The 14761-nt window shown below is 54.3% G+C and carries 16 protein-coding genes and 2 pseudogenes; 8 read left to right on the top strand and 10 right to left on the bottom strand.

From position 1 onward, the window contains the following. Positions 1 to 28: 28 nt before the first annotated feature. Both GCE01_RS15065 and GCE01_RS15070 read right to left on the bottom strand, forming a co-directional pair. The gene (locus tag GCE01_RS15065) at positions 29 to 436 is read right to left on the bottom strand and encodes a VOC family protein (RefSeq protein ID WP_099213495.1); all 408 of its coding nucleotides are present in this window, start codon (positions 434 to 436) and stop codon (positions 29 to 31) included. Then, positions 433 to 1059 (bottom strand): glutathione S-transferase family protein, encoded by a 627-nt coding sequence (locus GCE01_RS15070; RefSeq protein ID WP_099213523.1) that lies wholly within the window; start codon positions 1057 to 1059, stop codon positions 433 to 435. The genes GCE01_RS15065 and GCE01_RS15070 overlap by 4 nt, the downstream gene beginning before the upstream one ends. Positions 1060 to 1208: 149 nt before the next feature. On the opposite strand from GCE01_RS15070, the gene GCE01_RS15075 reads away from it, so the two are divergent. Beyond that, positions 1209 to 2102, top strand: coding sequence for a LysR family transcriptional regulator (locus GCE01_RS15075; protein WP_277352347.1), 894 nt, complete (start codon positions 1209 to 1211; stop codon positions 2100 to 2102). Positions 2103 to 2224: 122 nt separating this feature from the next. Here the strand turns inward: GCE01_RS15075 and GCE01_RS15080 are convergent, their stop codons facing one another. Then, complete coding sequence (locus GCE01_RS15080) at positions 2225 to 2641, bottom strand: RrF2 family transcriptional regulator (RefSeq protein ID WP_244591264.1); 417 nt, start codon at positions 2639 to 2641, stop codon at positions 2225 to 2227. Between the two features lie 135 nt (positions 2642 to 2776). On the opposite strand from GCE01_RS15080, the gene GCE01_RS15085 reads away from it, so the two are divergent. After that, a complete protein-coding gene (locus GCE01_RS15085; RefSeq protein ID WP_099213497.1) occupies positions 2777 to 3670 on the top strand; it encodes an NAD(P)/FAD-dependent oxidoreductase in 894 nt (297 codons plus the stop codon). A gap of 38 nt (positions 3671 to 3708) precedes the next feature. On the opposite strand, the pseudogene GCE01_RS15090 reads toward GCE01_RS15085, so the two are convergent. Further along, positions 3709 to 4921: pseudogene (locus tag GCE01_RS15090) on the bottom strand (MFS transporter). Between the two features lie 104 nt (positions 4922 to 5025). On the opposite strand from GCE01_RS15090, the gene GCE01_RS15095 reads away from it, so the two are divergent. The 4 genes and pseudogenes from GCE01_RS15095 to GCE01_RS15110 all read left to right on the top strand — a co-directional run bounded on the left by GCE01_RS15095 (position 5026) and on the right by GCE01_RS15110 (position 7964). After that, a complete protein-coding gene (locus tag GCE01_RS15095; RefSeq protein WP_099213498.1) occupies positions 5026 to 5643 on the top strand; it encodes a TetR/AcrR family transcriptional regulator in 618 nt (205 codons plus the stop codon). 171 nt (positions 5644 to 5814) lie between these two features. Continuing rightward, positions 5815 to 6576: an SDR family NAD(P)-dependent oxidoreductase gene (locus GCE01_RS15100; RefSeq protein WP_099213499.1), complete on the top strand. Its 762-nt coding sequence runs from the start codon at positions 5815 to 5817 to the stop codon at positions 6574 to 6576. 31 nt (positions 6577 to 6607) lie between these two features. Next, a pseudogene (locus GCE01_RS15105) lies at positions 6608 to 7059 on the top strand (SRPBCC family protein). Between the two features lie 14 nt (positions 7060 to 7073). Next, positions 7074 to 7964, top strand: coding sequence for an aldo/keto reductase (locus tag GCE01_RS15110; RefSeq protein ID WP_099213500.1), 891 nt, complete (start codon positions 7074 to 7076; stop codon positions 7962 to 7964). 18 nt (positions 7965 to 7982) lie between these two features. Here GCE01_RS15110 and GCE01_RS15115 read toward each other — a convergent pair whose 3' ends face one another. Continuing rightward, positions 7983 to 8447 carry a nuclear transport factor 2 family protein gene (locus tag GCE01_RS15115; RefSeq protein WP_099213501.1) on the bottom strand — a complete coding sequence of 155 codons (465 nt, stop codon included), beginning with the start codon at positions 8445 to 8447 and terminating at the stop codon, positions 7983 to 7985. Positions 8448 to 8555: 108 nt separating this feature from the next. Here GCE01_RS15115 and GCE01_RS15120 point away from each other — a divergent pair, with 108 nt between their 5' ends. Next, positions 8556 to 9509, top strand: a complete 954-nt coding sequence (locus GCE01_RS15120; protein WP_099213502.1) for a GlxA family transcriptional regulator — start codon at positions 8556 to 8558, stop codon at positions 9507 to 9509. Between the two features lie 134 nt (positions 9510 to 9643). Here the strand turns inward: GCE01_RS15120 and GCE01_RS15125 are convergent, their stop codons facing one another. Both GCE01_RS15125 and GCE01_RS15130 read right to left on the bottom strand, forming a co-directional pair. After that, positions 9644 to 10609, bottom strand: a complete 966-nt coding sequence (locus GCE01_RS15125) for an alpha/beta hydrolase (RefSeq protein WP_099213503.1) — start codon at positions 10607 to 10609, stop codon at positions 9644 to 9646. After that, positions 10606 to 11550, bottom strand: a complete 945-nt coding sequence (locus GCE01_RS15130; RefSeq protein ID WP_099213504.1) for an MBL fold metallo-hydrolase — start codon at positions 11548 to 11550, stop codon at positions 10606 to 10608. The genes GCE01_RS15125 and GCE01_RS15130 overlap by 4 nt, the downstream gene beginning before the upstream one ends. Positions 11551 to 11627: 77 nt before the next feature. Here GCE01_RS15130 and GCE01_RS15135 point away from each other — a divergent pair, with 77 nt between their 5' ends. Beyond that, the gene (locus GCE01_RS15135; RefSeq protein ID WP_099213505.1) at positions 11628 to 12566 is read left to right on the top strand and encodes a LysR family transcriptional regulator; all 939 of its coding nucleotides are present in this window, start codon (positions 11628 to 11630) and stop codon (positions 12564 to 12566) included. Between the two features lie 147 nt (positions 12567 to 12713). Here the strand turns inward: GCE01_RS15135 and GCE01_RS15140 are convergent, their stop codons facing one another. Genes GCE01_RS15140 through GCE01_RS15150 form a run of 3 tightly spaced genes read right to left on the bottom strand, consistent with a single transcriptional unit; the run spans position 12714 to position 14640 of the window. Next, positions 12714 to 13004, bottom strand: coding sequence for a 4Fe-4S dicluster domain-containing protein (locus GCE01_RS15140; protein ID WP_099213506.1), 291 nt, complete (start codon positions 13002 to 13004; stop codon positions 12714 to 12716). A 20-nt stretch (positions 13005 to 13024) separates the two neighbouring features. After that, on the bottom strand, positions 13025 to 13933 hold the full coding sequence (locus GCE01_RS15145) for an SDR family oxidoreductase (RefSeq protein ID WP_099213507.1): 909 nt from the start codon (positions 13931 to 13933) through the stop codon (positions 13025 to 13027). Continuing rightward, positions 13930 to 14640: a TetR/AcrR family transcriptional regulator gene (locus GCE01_RS15150; RefSeq protein ID WP_099213508.1), complete on the bottom strand. Its 711-nt coding sequence runs from the start codon at positions 14638 to 14640 to the stop codon at positions 13930 to 13932. Before GCE01_RS15150 ends, GCE01_RS15145 begins: the two co-directional genes overlap by 4 nt. Between the last annotated feature and the right edge of the window lie 121 nt (positions 14641 to 14761).

Below are 14761 nucleotides of genomic sequence, written 5' to 3' on the forward strand. Positions count from 1 at the left end.
ATCAAATTCAGAGTTCCAGAAAGACAAATTACTGGAGAATTTCGTTAAATTCCAAAACGTTCCCGTCTGGATCACGAATAAAACAGACGACGCGTCTGTCGTGTCCCATATGCACTGGGCCTTCTGTGATCGTAATCCGTTCCTGTTCCAGCCAGGCCACAAGGCCCACCATACTTTCGATAATAAATGCCGCATGTGTGTAGCCTGAATATTTAACAGGAACATCCATCAGAACATTACCAGCCGGGTCTGATACACCATTAAAAATAAGATGAAGACGAAGTCCTGATGGGTGATGTAGACCACAGGCTTTCACCGCTGGAGCGTATTCTTCTGGATCACGGATGAAGCCAAATTTGGCATAAAACCGTTCGGAAACGGCGAGATCCGTCACACGAATGCCTACATGATCTAGACTCAGATGAGAGAAGTTCATTGCGCCTCTCCTGTTTTCAAATCCGCTACAATATTCGCGAATGGAACAAATCCCTCCAGGCTTTCCGTGCGCTGCAACCATCTACTAATGGCCTTGTATTCTGATAGATCAACATTTCCTTCCGGAGCTCTCGCGACATAACTGTAAAGCGCGACATCCGCGATTGTCGGTTCTTGGGTTCCTGCGATCCAGGTCCGGCCCAGCAAGGTTTGCTCGATCACTTTGAGTGTGTCATGAGCACGCTGGATGACCTCTTCCGGATTGAAGGGGGCGCCAAAGACTGTCACAAGACGCGCAGCACAGCATCCATATGTGATTTTTCCTGCCGCAACAGACAGCCAGCGTTGAATTTCCGCCTCTGTTACTAGGTCCTCTGGCAGCCAATGAGATGGCCCCATTTTTCGCGCGACATAAACAAGGATGGCATTAGAATCCGCAATGATAGTCCCGTCATCATCTAGAACGGGAATTTCTCCAAAGGCGTTCAGCCTTAAAAATTCCGGAGTTCTCTGCTCACCCGCGGCAAGGTCGACAAGCGTCAATTCGTGAGGCAAGCCGACAAGAGAGAGAAAGAGGTGCGCCCGATGCGCATGCCCCGAAAGGGGATGATAATAGAGCTTCATGGGGAACTCCCGAAAAAAACGGTTGAACAGATACATTGTCTTCTCACGCAACAAGGCATGCGATAATCTGTCGAAATCGCACTTCATTATTGCGTTTTGTGGCTATAATTTGTTGATTACAGGAGAGAGATCTGATCGACCTTCCGGCATTGCGGATCTTTATGGCCGTGGCCGATCACGCCAGTTTTGTCGGAGCATCCCGGAAGCTGGGTCTTTCCGCAACAACGGTAACACGGACGGTGAGAAGCCTCGAGATAGCTCTCGGAATCTCCTTATTCAACCGTACAACCCGCTCTGTACATCTGACCACTGAAGGCGTGGAGTTTCTGGCTCGGTGTCGGACAGCGATTTTCGACCTAGATGGTGCGATTGCTATAGCGCAAGGTGCGAGGACTGCCCCCCAAGGAGTGTTGTCGATTACCGCCCCCGTTATATTTGGACGGGTACACGTCCTTCCCGTTGTCACAGAACTTTTAAAAGCCTGGCCGCAATTGAACATCAGGCTTTTTTTGACAGACCGGGTTGTTCATCTTGTGGAAGAAGGAATTGATCTCGCCATCCGGATTGCACCTCCACAAGACAGCGCCCTGAAGATGCAGAAAATCGGAGAGGTCCAGAAAATTTTTGTTGCCAGCCCAGCTTATCTGAAGAAACACGGAGAGCCACAGGTCTTTGAGGATCTCGCAACGCATGGCCTCATTGAGGTTAATGAATATGCAGCGGGATATTCTGAGTGGCGACAGGGCGGGAAATCTGGTTTTTCGATAAAAGTCTCGCCCCGGCTTTTCGTGAACAGTGTCGATGCGGCTCTCACAGCCGCCATCGAAGATCTAGGCATCGTCACGGCATTATCCTACCAAACTCACCAATTTGTTGAAAATGGGCAGCTTCGAAGAATTTTGACTGACACCCCCGCCTCAGTCCTTCCGGTCTTCATCCTGTTCCCTGCCAAAGAACGTCAGTCCGTAAATGTTCGAACGTTTGTTTCCGCGATGAAAGACAGGTTTATTGCAAAAAGGGCTCTCACAGCACACCCCACATAGCAGAAGGGTCCCGTGCAAACAGCCGCTACCATTTTTATGCATTGTGCGGCTTTACGTTTGAGCTTCATTCCATCGAGTAACTGCAAAGCTTTTTGAGCTCTAAAGCGGTAGACTACCCTGGTTCAGGGCAAGTTCGCGCAAGACGCAGAAAAGCGCCGGTTAAAATCTTTGGCGATTTCTGCAAGAGTGACCTCGCCTAGTTGAGCGATCAGGAGCGCCTCAGCTTTTTCGAGTGCGCTCGTCATTGACGCATTTACGGCCTGCTCGACGAGGCAATCGGGCGCGGGGTCGGCCAGGCCAATTGCGAAAATACGCGGCTGCCCCACGGCTTTGTAGACATCAAGCATCGAGATACTTTCCAGCGGCTTCAGAAGCGTCCACCCGCCAGCGTGCCCCTTGATGGAACGAACGAACCCCACATCCCGCAGGCCTGCCATCGTACGCCGAATAACAACCGGATTGGTATGCAGCATTTCCGCCGCTGCACCGGAGGTGATGGGCCCATTCGCGCGATCCATATGGATCAGCAAATGCATCATTCTCGATAATCGCCCGTCCAGTTGCATCGCCTGCCTTTTAGGCCCTTCTATCATGTCACATCAAGAGTTGCAAAAAAGCTGTTATGCACATATGTAACTTCAGACATTACATATGAAGTTGAATAGGATTTAACGATGTATGATGTGATCGTGATAGGCGGCAGCTTTGCCGGACAAGCGGCAGCTATTCAGCTGGCACGGGCTCGCATGAGCGTTTTGCTGATCGATGCTGGCTTACCGCGAAACCGCTTCGCAGACGCGTCTCATGGTTTCCTCGGCCAGGACGGCAAAGCGCCTAACACCATTATGCGTGAAGCCACTGCACAATTACGGCGATATCCAACTGCGCAGATCTTGCAGAACGACGCGCAGAAGGTGGCACGAAATGGCAAGACGTTTACTGTGTATCTAGCCAACAGAGCAAAATTTCAGGCGAAGCGGCTGATACTCGCTACTGGCGTTTCCGATACTTTGCCCGATATCCCTGGTGTAGCGGAACGATGGGGCAAGACCGTTCTTCATTGTCCTTACTGCCACGGATATGAGGTCCGCAATCATCAGCTTGGAATTATCGCTACCAACCCAATGTCAGTCCATCAGGCAACATTAATACCCGATTGGGGACCAACAACTTACTTCACTCAGGGAATTTACGAGCCGGATCCAGAGCAGGCAATGTTACTTAGCAAGCGCGGCGTCGTGATCGAACGTACTCCAATCATTTCTTTCATCGGAGATGCTCCTGGTTTGGATGCCGTGAAGCTGGCGGATGGACGGCTCATTGAAGTCGCAGCTGTGTTCACGGTACCGAAAACCAGACCTGCCAGCCCGATTGCCGAGGATCTGGGCTGTATTCTGGAAAACGGACCTACCGGTCCGTTCATCAAGGTCGATACCTGGGGCGCAACCTCTGTGTCCGGTGTCTATGCAGCTGGGGATGCCGCTAGCCCGATGCATAATGCAACGGTCGCAGCAGCGTCGGGTGTCCTGGCAGGTATAGCGGCGCACCAATCTTTAGCCAGGGCGTGATCACGCGGTAGCGCAATCCGCTGCCTGTCATCGAATACTCAGTTTTCTTTTCCATGCCCGAGCCGATGGCAAGGTCGGAACCCATAGGAACGGGCTTGCCATGCGATCAGGAAGCTTACAGCAGCGAGTGCCATCACGATCCAGGGGAATGACAGAGCTCCCCACGTTTCCAGCAACACACCACCCAACAGGCCACCGCCGGCTATGGCGCTGTTCCAGACGACGACATTCATCGACAACGCAACATCCGTACCCTCCCCGGCTGCATCAGCCAGAGCCGTCTGGAGCAACGTCGCGGCCCCTCTGAAAGTCAGACCCCATATCGTAACGCCAATCATGATCACCGCAGGCGATGCTGACCCAATTGCAAAAACGCCTGCAACAGCAGCGAATATTGCCAGACTGACCAGAACAGAAAGCCGGAGGGCATGATCGACCGTACAACTGGTGAGCCAGATGCCTGCAAGGGCAGCGAGACCAAAAAACAGGAGGATGCGGTCCGCCTCTCCTGCCAGCCCCGCCGGTGTAATGAACGGTACGATATAAGTGTAGAGAACGTTATGCGCGAGCATCCATGTTACCACGACGCCCAGAACAGATCGCACCCCCGGTGTTCGCAGGACATGACCGAACGGCTGGCGCTCATGATGTGCAAGGCCTGGAAAATCAGGAACCTTCCAGAACCCAGACAATTAACAGCACGGTGGCACCCGACATAATCCAGAAGGCCAGTCTCCATCCCACAACCACGCCCAGCCAAGTGCCCGCCGGAACACCCACAGAAAGCGCGATCGGCGTGCCAACCATGGCAATAGCCAGAGCACGTCCTTGCTGGGCGGGTGTCACCATTCTGCGTGCATAGCCTGCCAGCAGGGCCCAGGCGAGCCCTGCCGCTGCACCCGCGCCATATCGTGCCATGAGGGTCAGGTCATAATCCGTCGAGAATGCTGTGACGGAGTTGAAAACTACAAAACCAATGATCGCCAGTAACAGAACCCGCCTTCGCCGCCAGCCCTGTGTGGCCAATGTTAGCGGGATCGCAGCACTCAGAGAGCCCAGAGCGTAAGCCGTGACCATCTGCCCTGCCAAGGCGGGGGAAACATGCAGCCCAGCCCCGATCTCAGGCAGCAAACCTGCAGGAAGAGTTTCGGTCATAATGCAGATGAAGCCAGTCATCGCCAAGGCGAGTAAGCCGGCCATAGGTAATCTGTCATCAGGACTTCTGCGAAGGGGTATCGTCTTGGAGGTCATACGGCTCTCATATATGGATCGGATGATCCATATATGAGAGCGTAAATTCTTGGCAATTATTTCTGGATCACTTAATATGAAAGTCTTTCAAAAGGAGCAGTACCATGGCGCGAACAGGGCGTCCCCGGGAGTTTGACAGGGACAAAGCACTCGATGCCGCCATGAAACTTTTCTGGGCGCAAGGTTACGAACCGACATCCCTGACACAGCTCAAATCCTGCATGGGCAATATTTCGCCGGCAAGTTTTTATGCCGCGTTCGGCTCGAAGGAATTCCTGTTTCGCGAAGTGGTGCAGTATTATCTGGCGACCTATGGGCAGGTGATGTCGCCCTTATGGGACGAAAACCTGACGCCACGAGATGCGATTGAACGGGCTTTGCGCGGTTCGGCGCGCATGCAGGCGTCCCGGACGCATCCCTGTGGCTGTCTGGTCGTATCGGGCGCTAATAACTGTTCGCCCGAAAACGAATCTGTTCAGGCCCTTCTCGCTGCAGAGCGTCAGCGAACGCGGACCGGGATCCGGGTCTGCGTGGAACGCGCGCTTGCTCGCGGCGAACTGCGCGATTGTGCAACAACAGCGGCCCTGCCCGATATTTTCGCGACATTTTTCCATGGCATGACATGCGAAGCGCGGGACGGGATGACGTCAACATATCTGGATGCCGCCATCACCTCGCTTCTGACCTTATGGGATGCCAACGCGCTGCTCAGCGGGCCGTGAAACACGTATGCCAGACATTGATGAGCCTGCAACAGGCCAAGCCCTAAGCCGTTAATTCTATATCGACCACTCCATAATTCCTTGACCCTGTTTTGTGCACATATTATGGACCATCCAGTACGGAATTAAATTCCGGAACAAATCGCCGTGTCTCGGCCAGGGAATCCAGTTATGAGCAAACAGGACATCGCATTCATCACGGGTGCCAATCGCGGCATCGGATACAGTATCGCGAAGCATCTGATTGCCTCGGGCATCAACGTGATCGGGACCTATCACTCCAACGAAGACGAGGCGAAAGCTGCGGAAGCAGCTCTTGTCGGCGAAAACGCAAAACTGCGCATGTTGAAGCTGGATATCGTGGACCATGAATCGTTCGCGGATTTTTCCGAACAGGTCAGAGCACTTCTCGCACATGAGTTCGAGCACAATGCACTGAGTTATGTCGTTCAGAACGCAGGCAATATCATTCACACTCGCTTCGATGCTGCGACATCCGAACAGCTCGACAACCAGTACAACATCCATTTCAAAGGCCCCTATCTGCTGACGGTGGCCCTCCTGCCCCTGATCCGGGACGGCGGTCGTATTCTCAACATCACCTCTGCCGCGACCCGTTTCTACCTGACGGATCATGGACGTTATTCAGCCATGAAAGCCGCTACCGAAGTCATCTCGCTCTACATGGCGAAAGAACTGGGAGAGCGAAGCATTACCGTCAATGCAGTCGCCCCCGGTGCAATCGCCTCGGATTTCGGCGGTGGTCTGGTCCGTGACGATGCCACGATTAACAGAAGCCTTGCAGAGATCACGCCTCTGGGGCGGGTCGGACAGCCCGATGACATTGGTGCCGCCATCCGTGCCCTTCTGTCTGACGATATGCGCTGGGTGAATGGCCAACGCATTGAGGTGACGGGAGGCCAATCGCTATGACACTCAGACATTCACAACCGGGAGAGGCCTCATGATCCACGTTATGGCCAGCAGTGTCATTCCTGCATCCCTTCCCTCTGTCTGGCGGCTGATCCGTAATTTCGGCGCCCTTGGACGCTGGTTGCCGGGCGTAAAAGCTGCGTGATCGAAGGCAATGAATCCGCTGACCGCATCGGCGCAATTCGCCTGGTTGAGATGGGGGATGTCGGACTCATCCGCGAACAGCTTCTGGCACTCTCCGACGTGGATAACGCGGTCACGTTCTCGATCGTTGAATCAGCCCTGCCGGTCCGGAACTATCGCTCTACCATCAGCCTTCTTCCCATAACGAAAAACGACCACACGTTCATCCAATGGCGGGGGCAGTTCGAAGCCCCAGTCGAACATGCCGCCAGTATGAAGGCCCGGATGCCGACACAGATCTACCAGCCAGCTTTCGACAGACTGGCCGAGATACTGGCCTCAGAGACGACATTGTCATGAAGGAACCGAAACCCATGATCCAGTCCCCCTCTAACGCTTCCCGATCAGGCACATTCAGGATTGGCGGCGATCTCGGCATCAACCGGCTTGGTTTCGGTGCGATGCGCATCACTGGCCAGGGTATATGGGGACCGCCCGCCGATCACGACGAGGCCATCCGCACACTGAAGCGGCTCCCAGAACTCGGCGTCAATTTCATCGACACGGCGGATTCCTATGGTCCGGACGTCTCCGAATGGCTGATCAGGGAAGCTCTGCATCCCTATCCCAAAGGCTTGGTCATTGCGACGAAGGGCGGCCTCACCCGCTCCGGCCCCGACATCTGGAAACCGGTCGGACGGCCGGAATATCTATTGCAGCAGGTGCACAAAAGCCTGCGGAACCTCGGAGTCGAGCAGATCGATCTGTGGCAACTCCACCGGATCGATCCCAGAGTCCCGGCAGACGAACAATTCGACGCGATCCGCTCCTTCATTGATCAGAAACTGATCCGTCATGCAGGACTGAGCGAGGTCTCCGTCGACAACATCAAAACAGCATCGACATTCTTCGACGTCGCGACCATCCAGAACCGCTACAATCTCGTCGATCGCACCAGTGAGGACGTGCTTGACTACTGCACGCAGCAGAACATCGGATTCATCCCATGGTTTCCCCTTGCCGCGGGCGACCTCGCAAAGCCGGGCTCAATACTGGATGTCATGGCCCGAAAATATGAAGCACACTCAAGCCAGATCGCACTGGCCTGGATCCTGAAGCGCAGTCCGGTGATGCTTCCGATCCCGGGCACGTCCAAGGTCGCGCATCTGGAACAGAATGTCGCGGCTGCCGACATCACCCTGTCCGATGAAGACTTCGCGGCGCTGGATGCTGAAGGCCGCAAGGCGTTCCAGTCCACGCCTTGAGGAAACGCGTCCGGACAGTTACAACCCCAGCGTCGAAAGACCGGGGTGACTATCCGGACGCCGTCCCTCAGGCCACCGGAACAGACGGTCGGTCGTCGAAATGGGTTGGTCGTTGATTGACGCTGCGCGGTAACGCATCAACCCGTTTTCATCGAACTCCCAGTTCTCGTTCCCATGGGACCTGAACCACTGTCCGGCCTGATCCTGCCACTCATAAGCAAAGCGGACCGCGATCCGCCTATCCTGAAAAGCCCAGAGTTCCTTGATAAGACGGTATTCCTGCTCGCGCTCCCATTTGCGCGTCAGGAACGCCACGATGTCCTCGCGTCCGTGGATGAATTCCAGGCGATTGCGCCATTGGCTATCGGACGTATAGGCCTGCGACACCTTTTCAGGATCCTGGCCATTCCAGGCATCTTCCGCGAGGCGGACTTTCTGAGCAGCGGTTTCAGCATTGAAGGGAGGCAATGGGGGTCGGGACATAGGGAATTCCGCTTCTGGTTCGGGGACGGGTCACGAGTTGATCCGAGACCCGTCAGTGTTTTCCAAAAGAGTATTTGACGAAAGGACAACGATCCCTCATTTCAAGCCATGACCAGACAGATCGGTATTCTTCTTTATCCAGACTTCCAGTTGCTCGACGCTGCCGGAGTGACGGCAGCCTTCGAGATTGCCGGAGGATTTGGGGCGGCTCCGTATGAGATGACGCCCCTGTCCCACCATGGTGGTCTGGTCCGGTCGTCTTCCGGGATGACGATCGAGACGGTTCCGCTCGCGGCGGCACGGTCGTTCGATACGCTTATCGTTGTCGGAGGCGAAGGCCACAAGCAGGCTATGAGCTGCCCAGAATTACAGGCCTTCATCCGATATCAGGCGACCACGGCGCGGCGGATATGCAGCGTATGTACCGGGGCCTTTCTGTTGGCGGCGGCCGGCATGCTCGATGGACGCCGCGTAACGACGCACTGGCAACAGGCTGCAACTCTGAAAGCACTGTTTCCAGAAGTCATGGTTTCGGCCGATGCCATTCATGTCCATGATGGCCCGGTCTGGACGTCTGCCGGCATCAGCGCTGGCATCGATATGGCTCTGGCGTTGATTACCGAAGATCTTGGGGCCGAGATTGCCCGTCGCACGGCGCAGCAAATGGTGGTGTTCTATCACCGTCCCGGAGGACAGTCCCAGTTCTCAGCACTCCTCGAGATGACGAGCCCTCAGGAACGCTTTGCCGAACTGTTGGGATGGATCCGGTCCAACCTGGAGCAGCGCCTGACCGTGGATATTCTGGCCAGTCAGGCCGGCATGAGCCCCCGCAATTTTTCTCGCAGTTTCCGGGCAGCGGTGGGAATGAGTCCCGCCAGAGCGGTCGAGAAACTGCGTCTGGAAACCGCGCGGGAACGAGTGGAAAGATCCACCCTCCCCATTGAAGCCATCGCCGTCATGACGGGCTTTCATGATCCCGAACGGATGCGACGCGCCTTCTTACGTGAGTTCCATCAGCCGCCTCAGGCTATCAGGCGAAATGCCACTGCCAAGGCGACCTGAGAGTGCTCATTTTTCCTGAACGAGAAAGCAGCTCGTTTTGCAGGCAATCCCGATGAGGTCCCCTTCAATCAGGGATCGCATCTATCCCGCTAGAACAGGTCAAACACGCGATAGGTCAGGACCCTTCCTAGGATTTAACCCCTTGAATGAGGGTCGACCCGCAGGAAGAGCAGAATTTCTTCAAGCACCTGCCATCGGTTCCTCTCCATAACCACCATATGCGTTCCTTCTCCAATCTCTATCCAGCGACGGTACGATGCGTTGAGAAAACGTGAAAACAGATTCCTCATCTGCTGAGTGGTTACGTCTAAATCCCACTCTGCATGAAGCAGAAGAACCGGGACCGTGATCTTTTCGGGACTGTAAAACGCCTTCCCCGCGGACCAGTAGTCACGCACATCCTGAATGACACCCGCAGGCGCCCGGATCACTCCATCCTGCTCTGCGGGATCGCTCGCAAGAATAACTGCGGCCCACTGTTCAAACCATCCTGCTGGCAGAATCTCTTCGCGTCTCTGCTCAGGTGCGCCTTCAAGCCAGCGCTGGCGAAATGCCTGAACATTAAAGCGTCGATAAGCGGGCACGGGACCACCAGGGTCCAGACGAGAAACCCCATCATTGATCCATTGCGGTGCAATCAACGTTAATTTCTCCACCTTGTCATTGTGAGCAGCCGTATATGCGCCGGTAACCGTGCCACCCCAGGACATTCCGATCAGGCAAAGACGTGGGATGGCAAGCGTTACGAGAAGATAGTCAACAGCAGTACTCAGATCGCGTACTGCTGTTTCGGTCCTGACCTGAGGCAGCGCAGCTTCAGGTGTACCTCCCATTCCATCAGGACGCGTTGATCCTCCGAAACCCCGTACGTTAAGCGCATAAACATCGAACCCTTCCTGAGCGAGGAGATCCATGAATGCGCCCTCCCCGACAGGCACATCGAAAAGACTTTCCGCCGGCAACGTCGCGCCATGCATCAGCAAGATAGTGCGCTGTGAACCAAATATCTGGATGTCTGCACGTCGTTTATGGCGCAGATGAAGCGTGATATCGGCCGTATCACTCGGGATGAACCGGTTTTCCATAAGCAGATTTGTCATCTGACGTCTCCTGCATTTGGTTGCGCGAATTCCCATGCAAAACCTTCTGGACGACGCCTCACATATCCGGCACCCGTTTCCGCGAAATGACTGGTAAAGCAGAGACTCCCGCTTTCCGCCGCTTCTTTAAGAAGCCACCGCCGCGAATGCTCGGCAGGCTGAACGAATTCGCAGTAAACGGACCGCAGATCCGGACGATAAACCTGTAGAGGATGGTGCATGACATCTCCGGTAAACCACGCCTCTTCACCATCTGACTGCAGCCGGATCGAGGCATGATCGATGCTGTGCCCAGGGGTCGGATGAAAAGAGAAACCTGCAAGAAGATCTTGACCGTCGATGATAATCGCCTCTCCCAGCCCGGCTTCGATAACGGGGAGCATGCTGTCTGTATAGACACGTGGGAGTGGGCGATGGTCCGGGCGCCCCAAGATCTCTGGAGGCAGATCTGGAGCAGGGTCAATACCGTCATTGCTGGCGCCGTATCGGGCCTCAATCACTGAGAAAACATGACGGGCTTTCGGAAAGGTCGGTACCCATTTTCCGTTGTGCAAACGCGTATTCCATCCAACATGATCGGCATGAATATGCGTATGCAGAACGGTATCAACCTGCTCCGGTTGTACACCTGCGGCTGCAAGATGTTCGAGAAACGACGTATGCAGATGATCCAGTGCCGGTGCGGCAGGTAACGGCTTGTCGTTGCCTGTGGCGGTATCAACCAAGATATTAAGACCAGCAACCTGAGCAAGCCACGCATAAGTTCCCTGCGCGAGCCCACCGGTCACGGGGTTAAATGATCCTGGCGTCAAATACGGACCGAATATTGCAAGTGCCTCGGCGTCGATATCCGGATACAGTTTGTGAGGCCGCGCGTTATCCCAATGAAGTTCGGGAATACGCGTGACACGGGCGTCACCCACTTGAAAAGCTTCTGCCATGATTGACTCAATGCGATTGTTTTACCTCGCATCAGACGTTAGGGTGCGCGCAAACATCATACAAATCGATTTGATATATGAAGCCCATTGATCATTTCAATCTTCGCTCTTTCGATCTCAATCTTCTGATTGCTTTCGACGCCCTCGTTTCAGAACGCAGCGTCACAAAGGCGGCACGACGCCTTCGCATTCAACAACCCGCAATGAGCCATGCACTCGCCACCCTCCGAATGTTACTGGGCGATGATGTGCTCGTCAGAACCGGTGCTGTCATGCAGCCAACCGCCAAAGCGTCAACCATGGCGTCACATGTCGCGGAGTTGTTAAGGCAGGCTCAGCACATCCTGATGTCTGAGGAACAGTTTGATCCTGCGACGGAACAGCGCATCTTTCGTTTCGGCTTTTCGTCCGAACTTGAAGTCTTTCTGATGCCTAAACTGACGGCCTATTTGCAACGGCATGCACCTGGAATACGACTGCTGTCACGTGGATCTCCTCGGAGTGAAGTCTATACATTACTGGATACGGGGGCGCTGGATATCGCAGTTGGGTGTTTTGATTTCGGTTTGGAACGCCATTGTGGAGTATCGTTGTACGAGCAGTCTCTCGTCTGCTGCTTCAACCCGGAGCTGATCGATCTGGATGCTCCAATCACGGTTGAGCGTTATCTTGCATTGCCCCATGTTCTCATGACGCTGAAAGATGACATCCAGGGATGCCTGTCAGACGCACTGATGCAGATTGGTCAGGAACTCAACGTGGTTCTCGCTGCATCAGATTTTCTGACGGCACTTGCTGCCGCAGCGGCCGCACCCGTTCTGGCTACGCTTCCCAGCCGGATCGCTCAGCAGCATGCCGCGCATTTCGGTTTGGCAATCCATCCCGTTCCACTGGACCTGCGTATCCCGGCAGTATCGATGATCTGGTCAGCCCGGAGTGATCGTGATCCTGCCGCAATGTGGCTGCGCGATGCTGTCGCATCAGTATTGGATAGTCATGTAAGATCAGATTTTTAATAGATGCTCAAAATAGCTAAGACAGATAAATCTCTCCAGAAAGAGATAGGCTGTCATAGCTTCCCCAAAGCACGAGGAGTCATGACGACTTACATCAGCAGAAATTCTGATTATAGAGAAAAATGAGCAGCCATCTTTGTATGAACGTCAAATTTTTACCAATTTGATTGCGCGCTCAGGACATGCTTTCACACACAAACCACAAGCACGGCATTGATCAGCATACGGGGTATAGGCGACCATCCCTCCGTGGACATAGCTCTTGAATTTGCCCACAAATGAAAGATCGCGATAATCGGACGGATCGATCTTGCGCACTTCAAACACATCGTAAGGACACACGGCGACGCAGGCGTCTTTTCCCTCACAGCGATTTAAGTCTACGACCGGCATGACCCGTCCTGTTTGGCCGTCTTTCAGACATTTAGGTGTGGTCATCGCTTTACTCCCTGACCCGCTTATTTCGCGCCCTGCTGTAAATGCCCACTTTGCCGCAGCTTCTGCGCGAACATCTCAAGCGTCGTTGTGGGCTTGCCCAGTTCCTGCCAGGTTTTTTCGGCATAGAACGGATCTTCGTGATCCCCGAAATACGCAAACAAATGCGCGACGAACTTCATTTTCGGATTAAAAAGACCGATCATCCGCATGATCCAAAGTGGAGCCACGCGAATTTTAAGTGTCGGATCGTAATTTCGGACAAACCGCTCCAGCGCCTGTCTGACGGAGATCGCTTCCGGCCCCTGTACGGGGCAATGTACAGGCATTGCCTCAGGATTCTGAAACGCCTCAATCACCCAGCGCGCATAATCGGCGGAGCTGACCCACCAGATTTTGATGTGGGTATTCCCGATCCACTGGAGCGCTCGACCGCTGATCATATTCGGCAGCAGGTCCATGAAATGGGTCGGTGCGAAAAACGTATGACGAATACCGGAATCCGCGATAATTTTGTGCCCTTCCATCCGAATAATATTGGGCACGATGTTATGGCTGATAGTGTTGAGCGCGGGAGGATAGGCGCCCAGAGCACCGATTTTAGCAAGATACCTAATATTCAATCCTTTGATAGCGCTCATCAAGTTTCGCACACCCTCCCTCTCTTCGTAGAAAGGAAGCGTCAAATCCGCCGTCTCGGTCGCAAGGTTGAGATAGAGCGCATCCACCCCGTCGAGCGCCTTGCGCAGCCCCGTAACTTCCCGCAGATCCGCCTGGGCGATTTCGACATTAGGCGGCAGCATCCTCCGGGCCTTGTCCGGCGAACGAACGATTGCCCTCACCTGAAAATGTTTTGCCAGTTCCGCTGCAACTGGCGCGCCAAGCCGCCCCGTTGCGCCGATGACGCCTATAGTCCTGATCGGTTCCATCATATTTTCTGATCCATTGATATAATGATCATCTTGAGTTTTTTCGGGTCGTAATGCCGGTCTATGACGGCGTTCTGGAGCCCGAGCCCGCGCAATAGAAACCGGATAGTGTTCTCGACCAGCTTGTCTCGTGTGATGCCGTATTCAACGACCGTGATGTCGGGCAGGCTGATGAGATGCAAAGTATTCGCCAGATGATGGACGAACCATATCTCTGCATGACCGATATGAATGCCAGATTCGACGTCTCCGGCGTCTTGAGCCGCCCTGAATGATTGCGAAAAAACGCTGACCCATGGCTTTACATGCTGGTCGAGGAACGCCTTTGCGAACTGGCCATCGCCAAGCAGGCTGGCCGTCACAAGGCGTTTGGTGTCTTCGTGAGACTGCGCATCGCCAATCCCGGGAAACACCGCGTGTACGAGTATGGCAACACCCATGACCAATGTTTCAGTCGAAGGCGTCGCCTCGGCGAGAATACGGCTGCCAACTGCATTCGCTTCAACGCAGTGAGTTTCAAGCGCCGCATAAAGCACGTCCTTGCTGGTAAAGTGCCGATAAAGCAAAGCTTCGGAAACACCAGCGGCTCTGGCGATTTCCTTGGTCGTCGCACCGTCCCGACCGAGCCGGGCGAAAATGGGAGCTGCAGCGGACAAGATGGCCTGCTTGCGATCAGTTGCGGACAGTCTGGAACGGCGTGAGGTCGACATGGGTTCTCCTTACGAAGGTAAGGTAAGTAAACGCTCACTTAAATTCAAGCACTTATTTCATTTTGCCGTATAAGAGCAGGCTCGGGCGGACATTGACGGCTTGAGAGCCTGTTTGGAAAAT

It is taken from the genome of Gluconobacter cerinus (genome assembly GCF_002723935.1).
Lineage (GTDB): Bacteria > Pseudomonadota > Alphaproteobacteria > Acetobacterales > Acetobacteraceae > Gluconobacter > Gluconobacter cerinus.

What these genes read in the sequence shown, in the direction of transcription:
- GCE01_RS15120 (WP_099213502.1), top strand. Translation starts at nt 8,556, where the DNA reads ATGACCAGACAGATCGGTATTCTTCTTTATCCAGACTTCCAGTTGCTC.
- GCE01_RS15095 (WP_099213498.1), top strand. Translation starts at nt 5,026, where the DNA reads ATGGCGCGAACAGGGCGTCCCCGGGAGTTTGACAGGGACAAAGCACTC.
- GCE01_RS15135 (WP_099213505.1), top strand. Translation starts at nt 11,628, where the DNA reads ATGAAGCCCATTGATCATTTCAATCTTCGCTCTTTCGATCTCAATCTT.
- GCE01_RS15085 (WP_099213497.1), top strand. Translation starts at nt 2,777, where the DNA reads ATGTATGATGTGATCGTGATAGGCGGCAGCTTTGCCGGACAAGCGGCA.
- GCE01_RS15110 (WP_099213500.1), top strand. Translation starts at nt 7,074, where the DNA reads ATGATCCAGTCCCCCTCTAACGCTTCCCGATCAGGCACATTCAGGATT.
- GCE01_RS15065 (WP_099213495.1), bottom strand. Translation starts at nt 436, where the DNA reads ATGAACTTCTCTCATCTGAGTCTAGATCATGTAGGCATTCGTGTGACG.
- GCE01_RS15125 (WP_099213503.1), bottom strand. Translation starts at nt 10,609, where the DNA reads ATGACAAATCTGCTTATGGAAAACCGGTTCATCCCGAGTGATACGGCC.
- GCE01_RS15130 (WP_099213504.1), bottom strand. Translation starts at nt 11,550, where the DNA reads ATGGCAGAAGCTTTTCAAGTGGGTGACGCCCGTGTCACGCGTATTCCC.
- GCE01_RS15070 (WP_099213523.1), bottom strand. Translation starts at nt 1,059, where the DNA reads ATGAAGCTCTATTATCATCCCCTTTCGGGGCATGCGCATCGGGCGCAC.
- GCE01_RS15140 (WP_099213506.1), bottom strand. Translation starts at nt 13,004, where the DNA reads ATGACCACACCTAAATGTCTGAAAGACGGCCAAACAGGACGGGTCATG.
- GCE01_RS15145 (WP_099213507.1), bottom strand. Translation starts at nt 13,933, where the DNA reads ATGATGGAACCGATCAGGACTATAGGCGTCATCGGCGCAACGGGGCGG.
- GCE01_RS15100 (WP_099213499.1), top strand. Translation starts at nt 5,815, where the DNA reads ATGAGCAAACAGGACATCGCATTCATCACGGGTGCCAATCGCGGCATC.
- GCE01_RS15115 (WP_099213501.1), bottom strand. Translation starts at nt 8,447, where the DNA reads ATGTCCCGACCCCCATTGCCTCCCTTCAATGCTGAAACCGCTGCTCAG.
- GCE01_RS15080 (WP_244591264.1), bottom strand. Translation starts at nt 2,641, where the DNA reads ATGATGCATTTGCTGATCCATATGGATCGCGCGAATGGGCCCATCACC.
- GCE01_RS15150 (WP_099213508.1), bottom strand. Translation starts at nt 14,640, where the DNA reads ATGTCGACCTCACGCCGTTCCAGACTGTCCGCAACTGATCGCAAGCAG.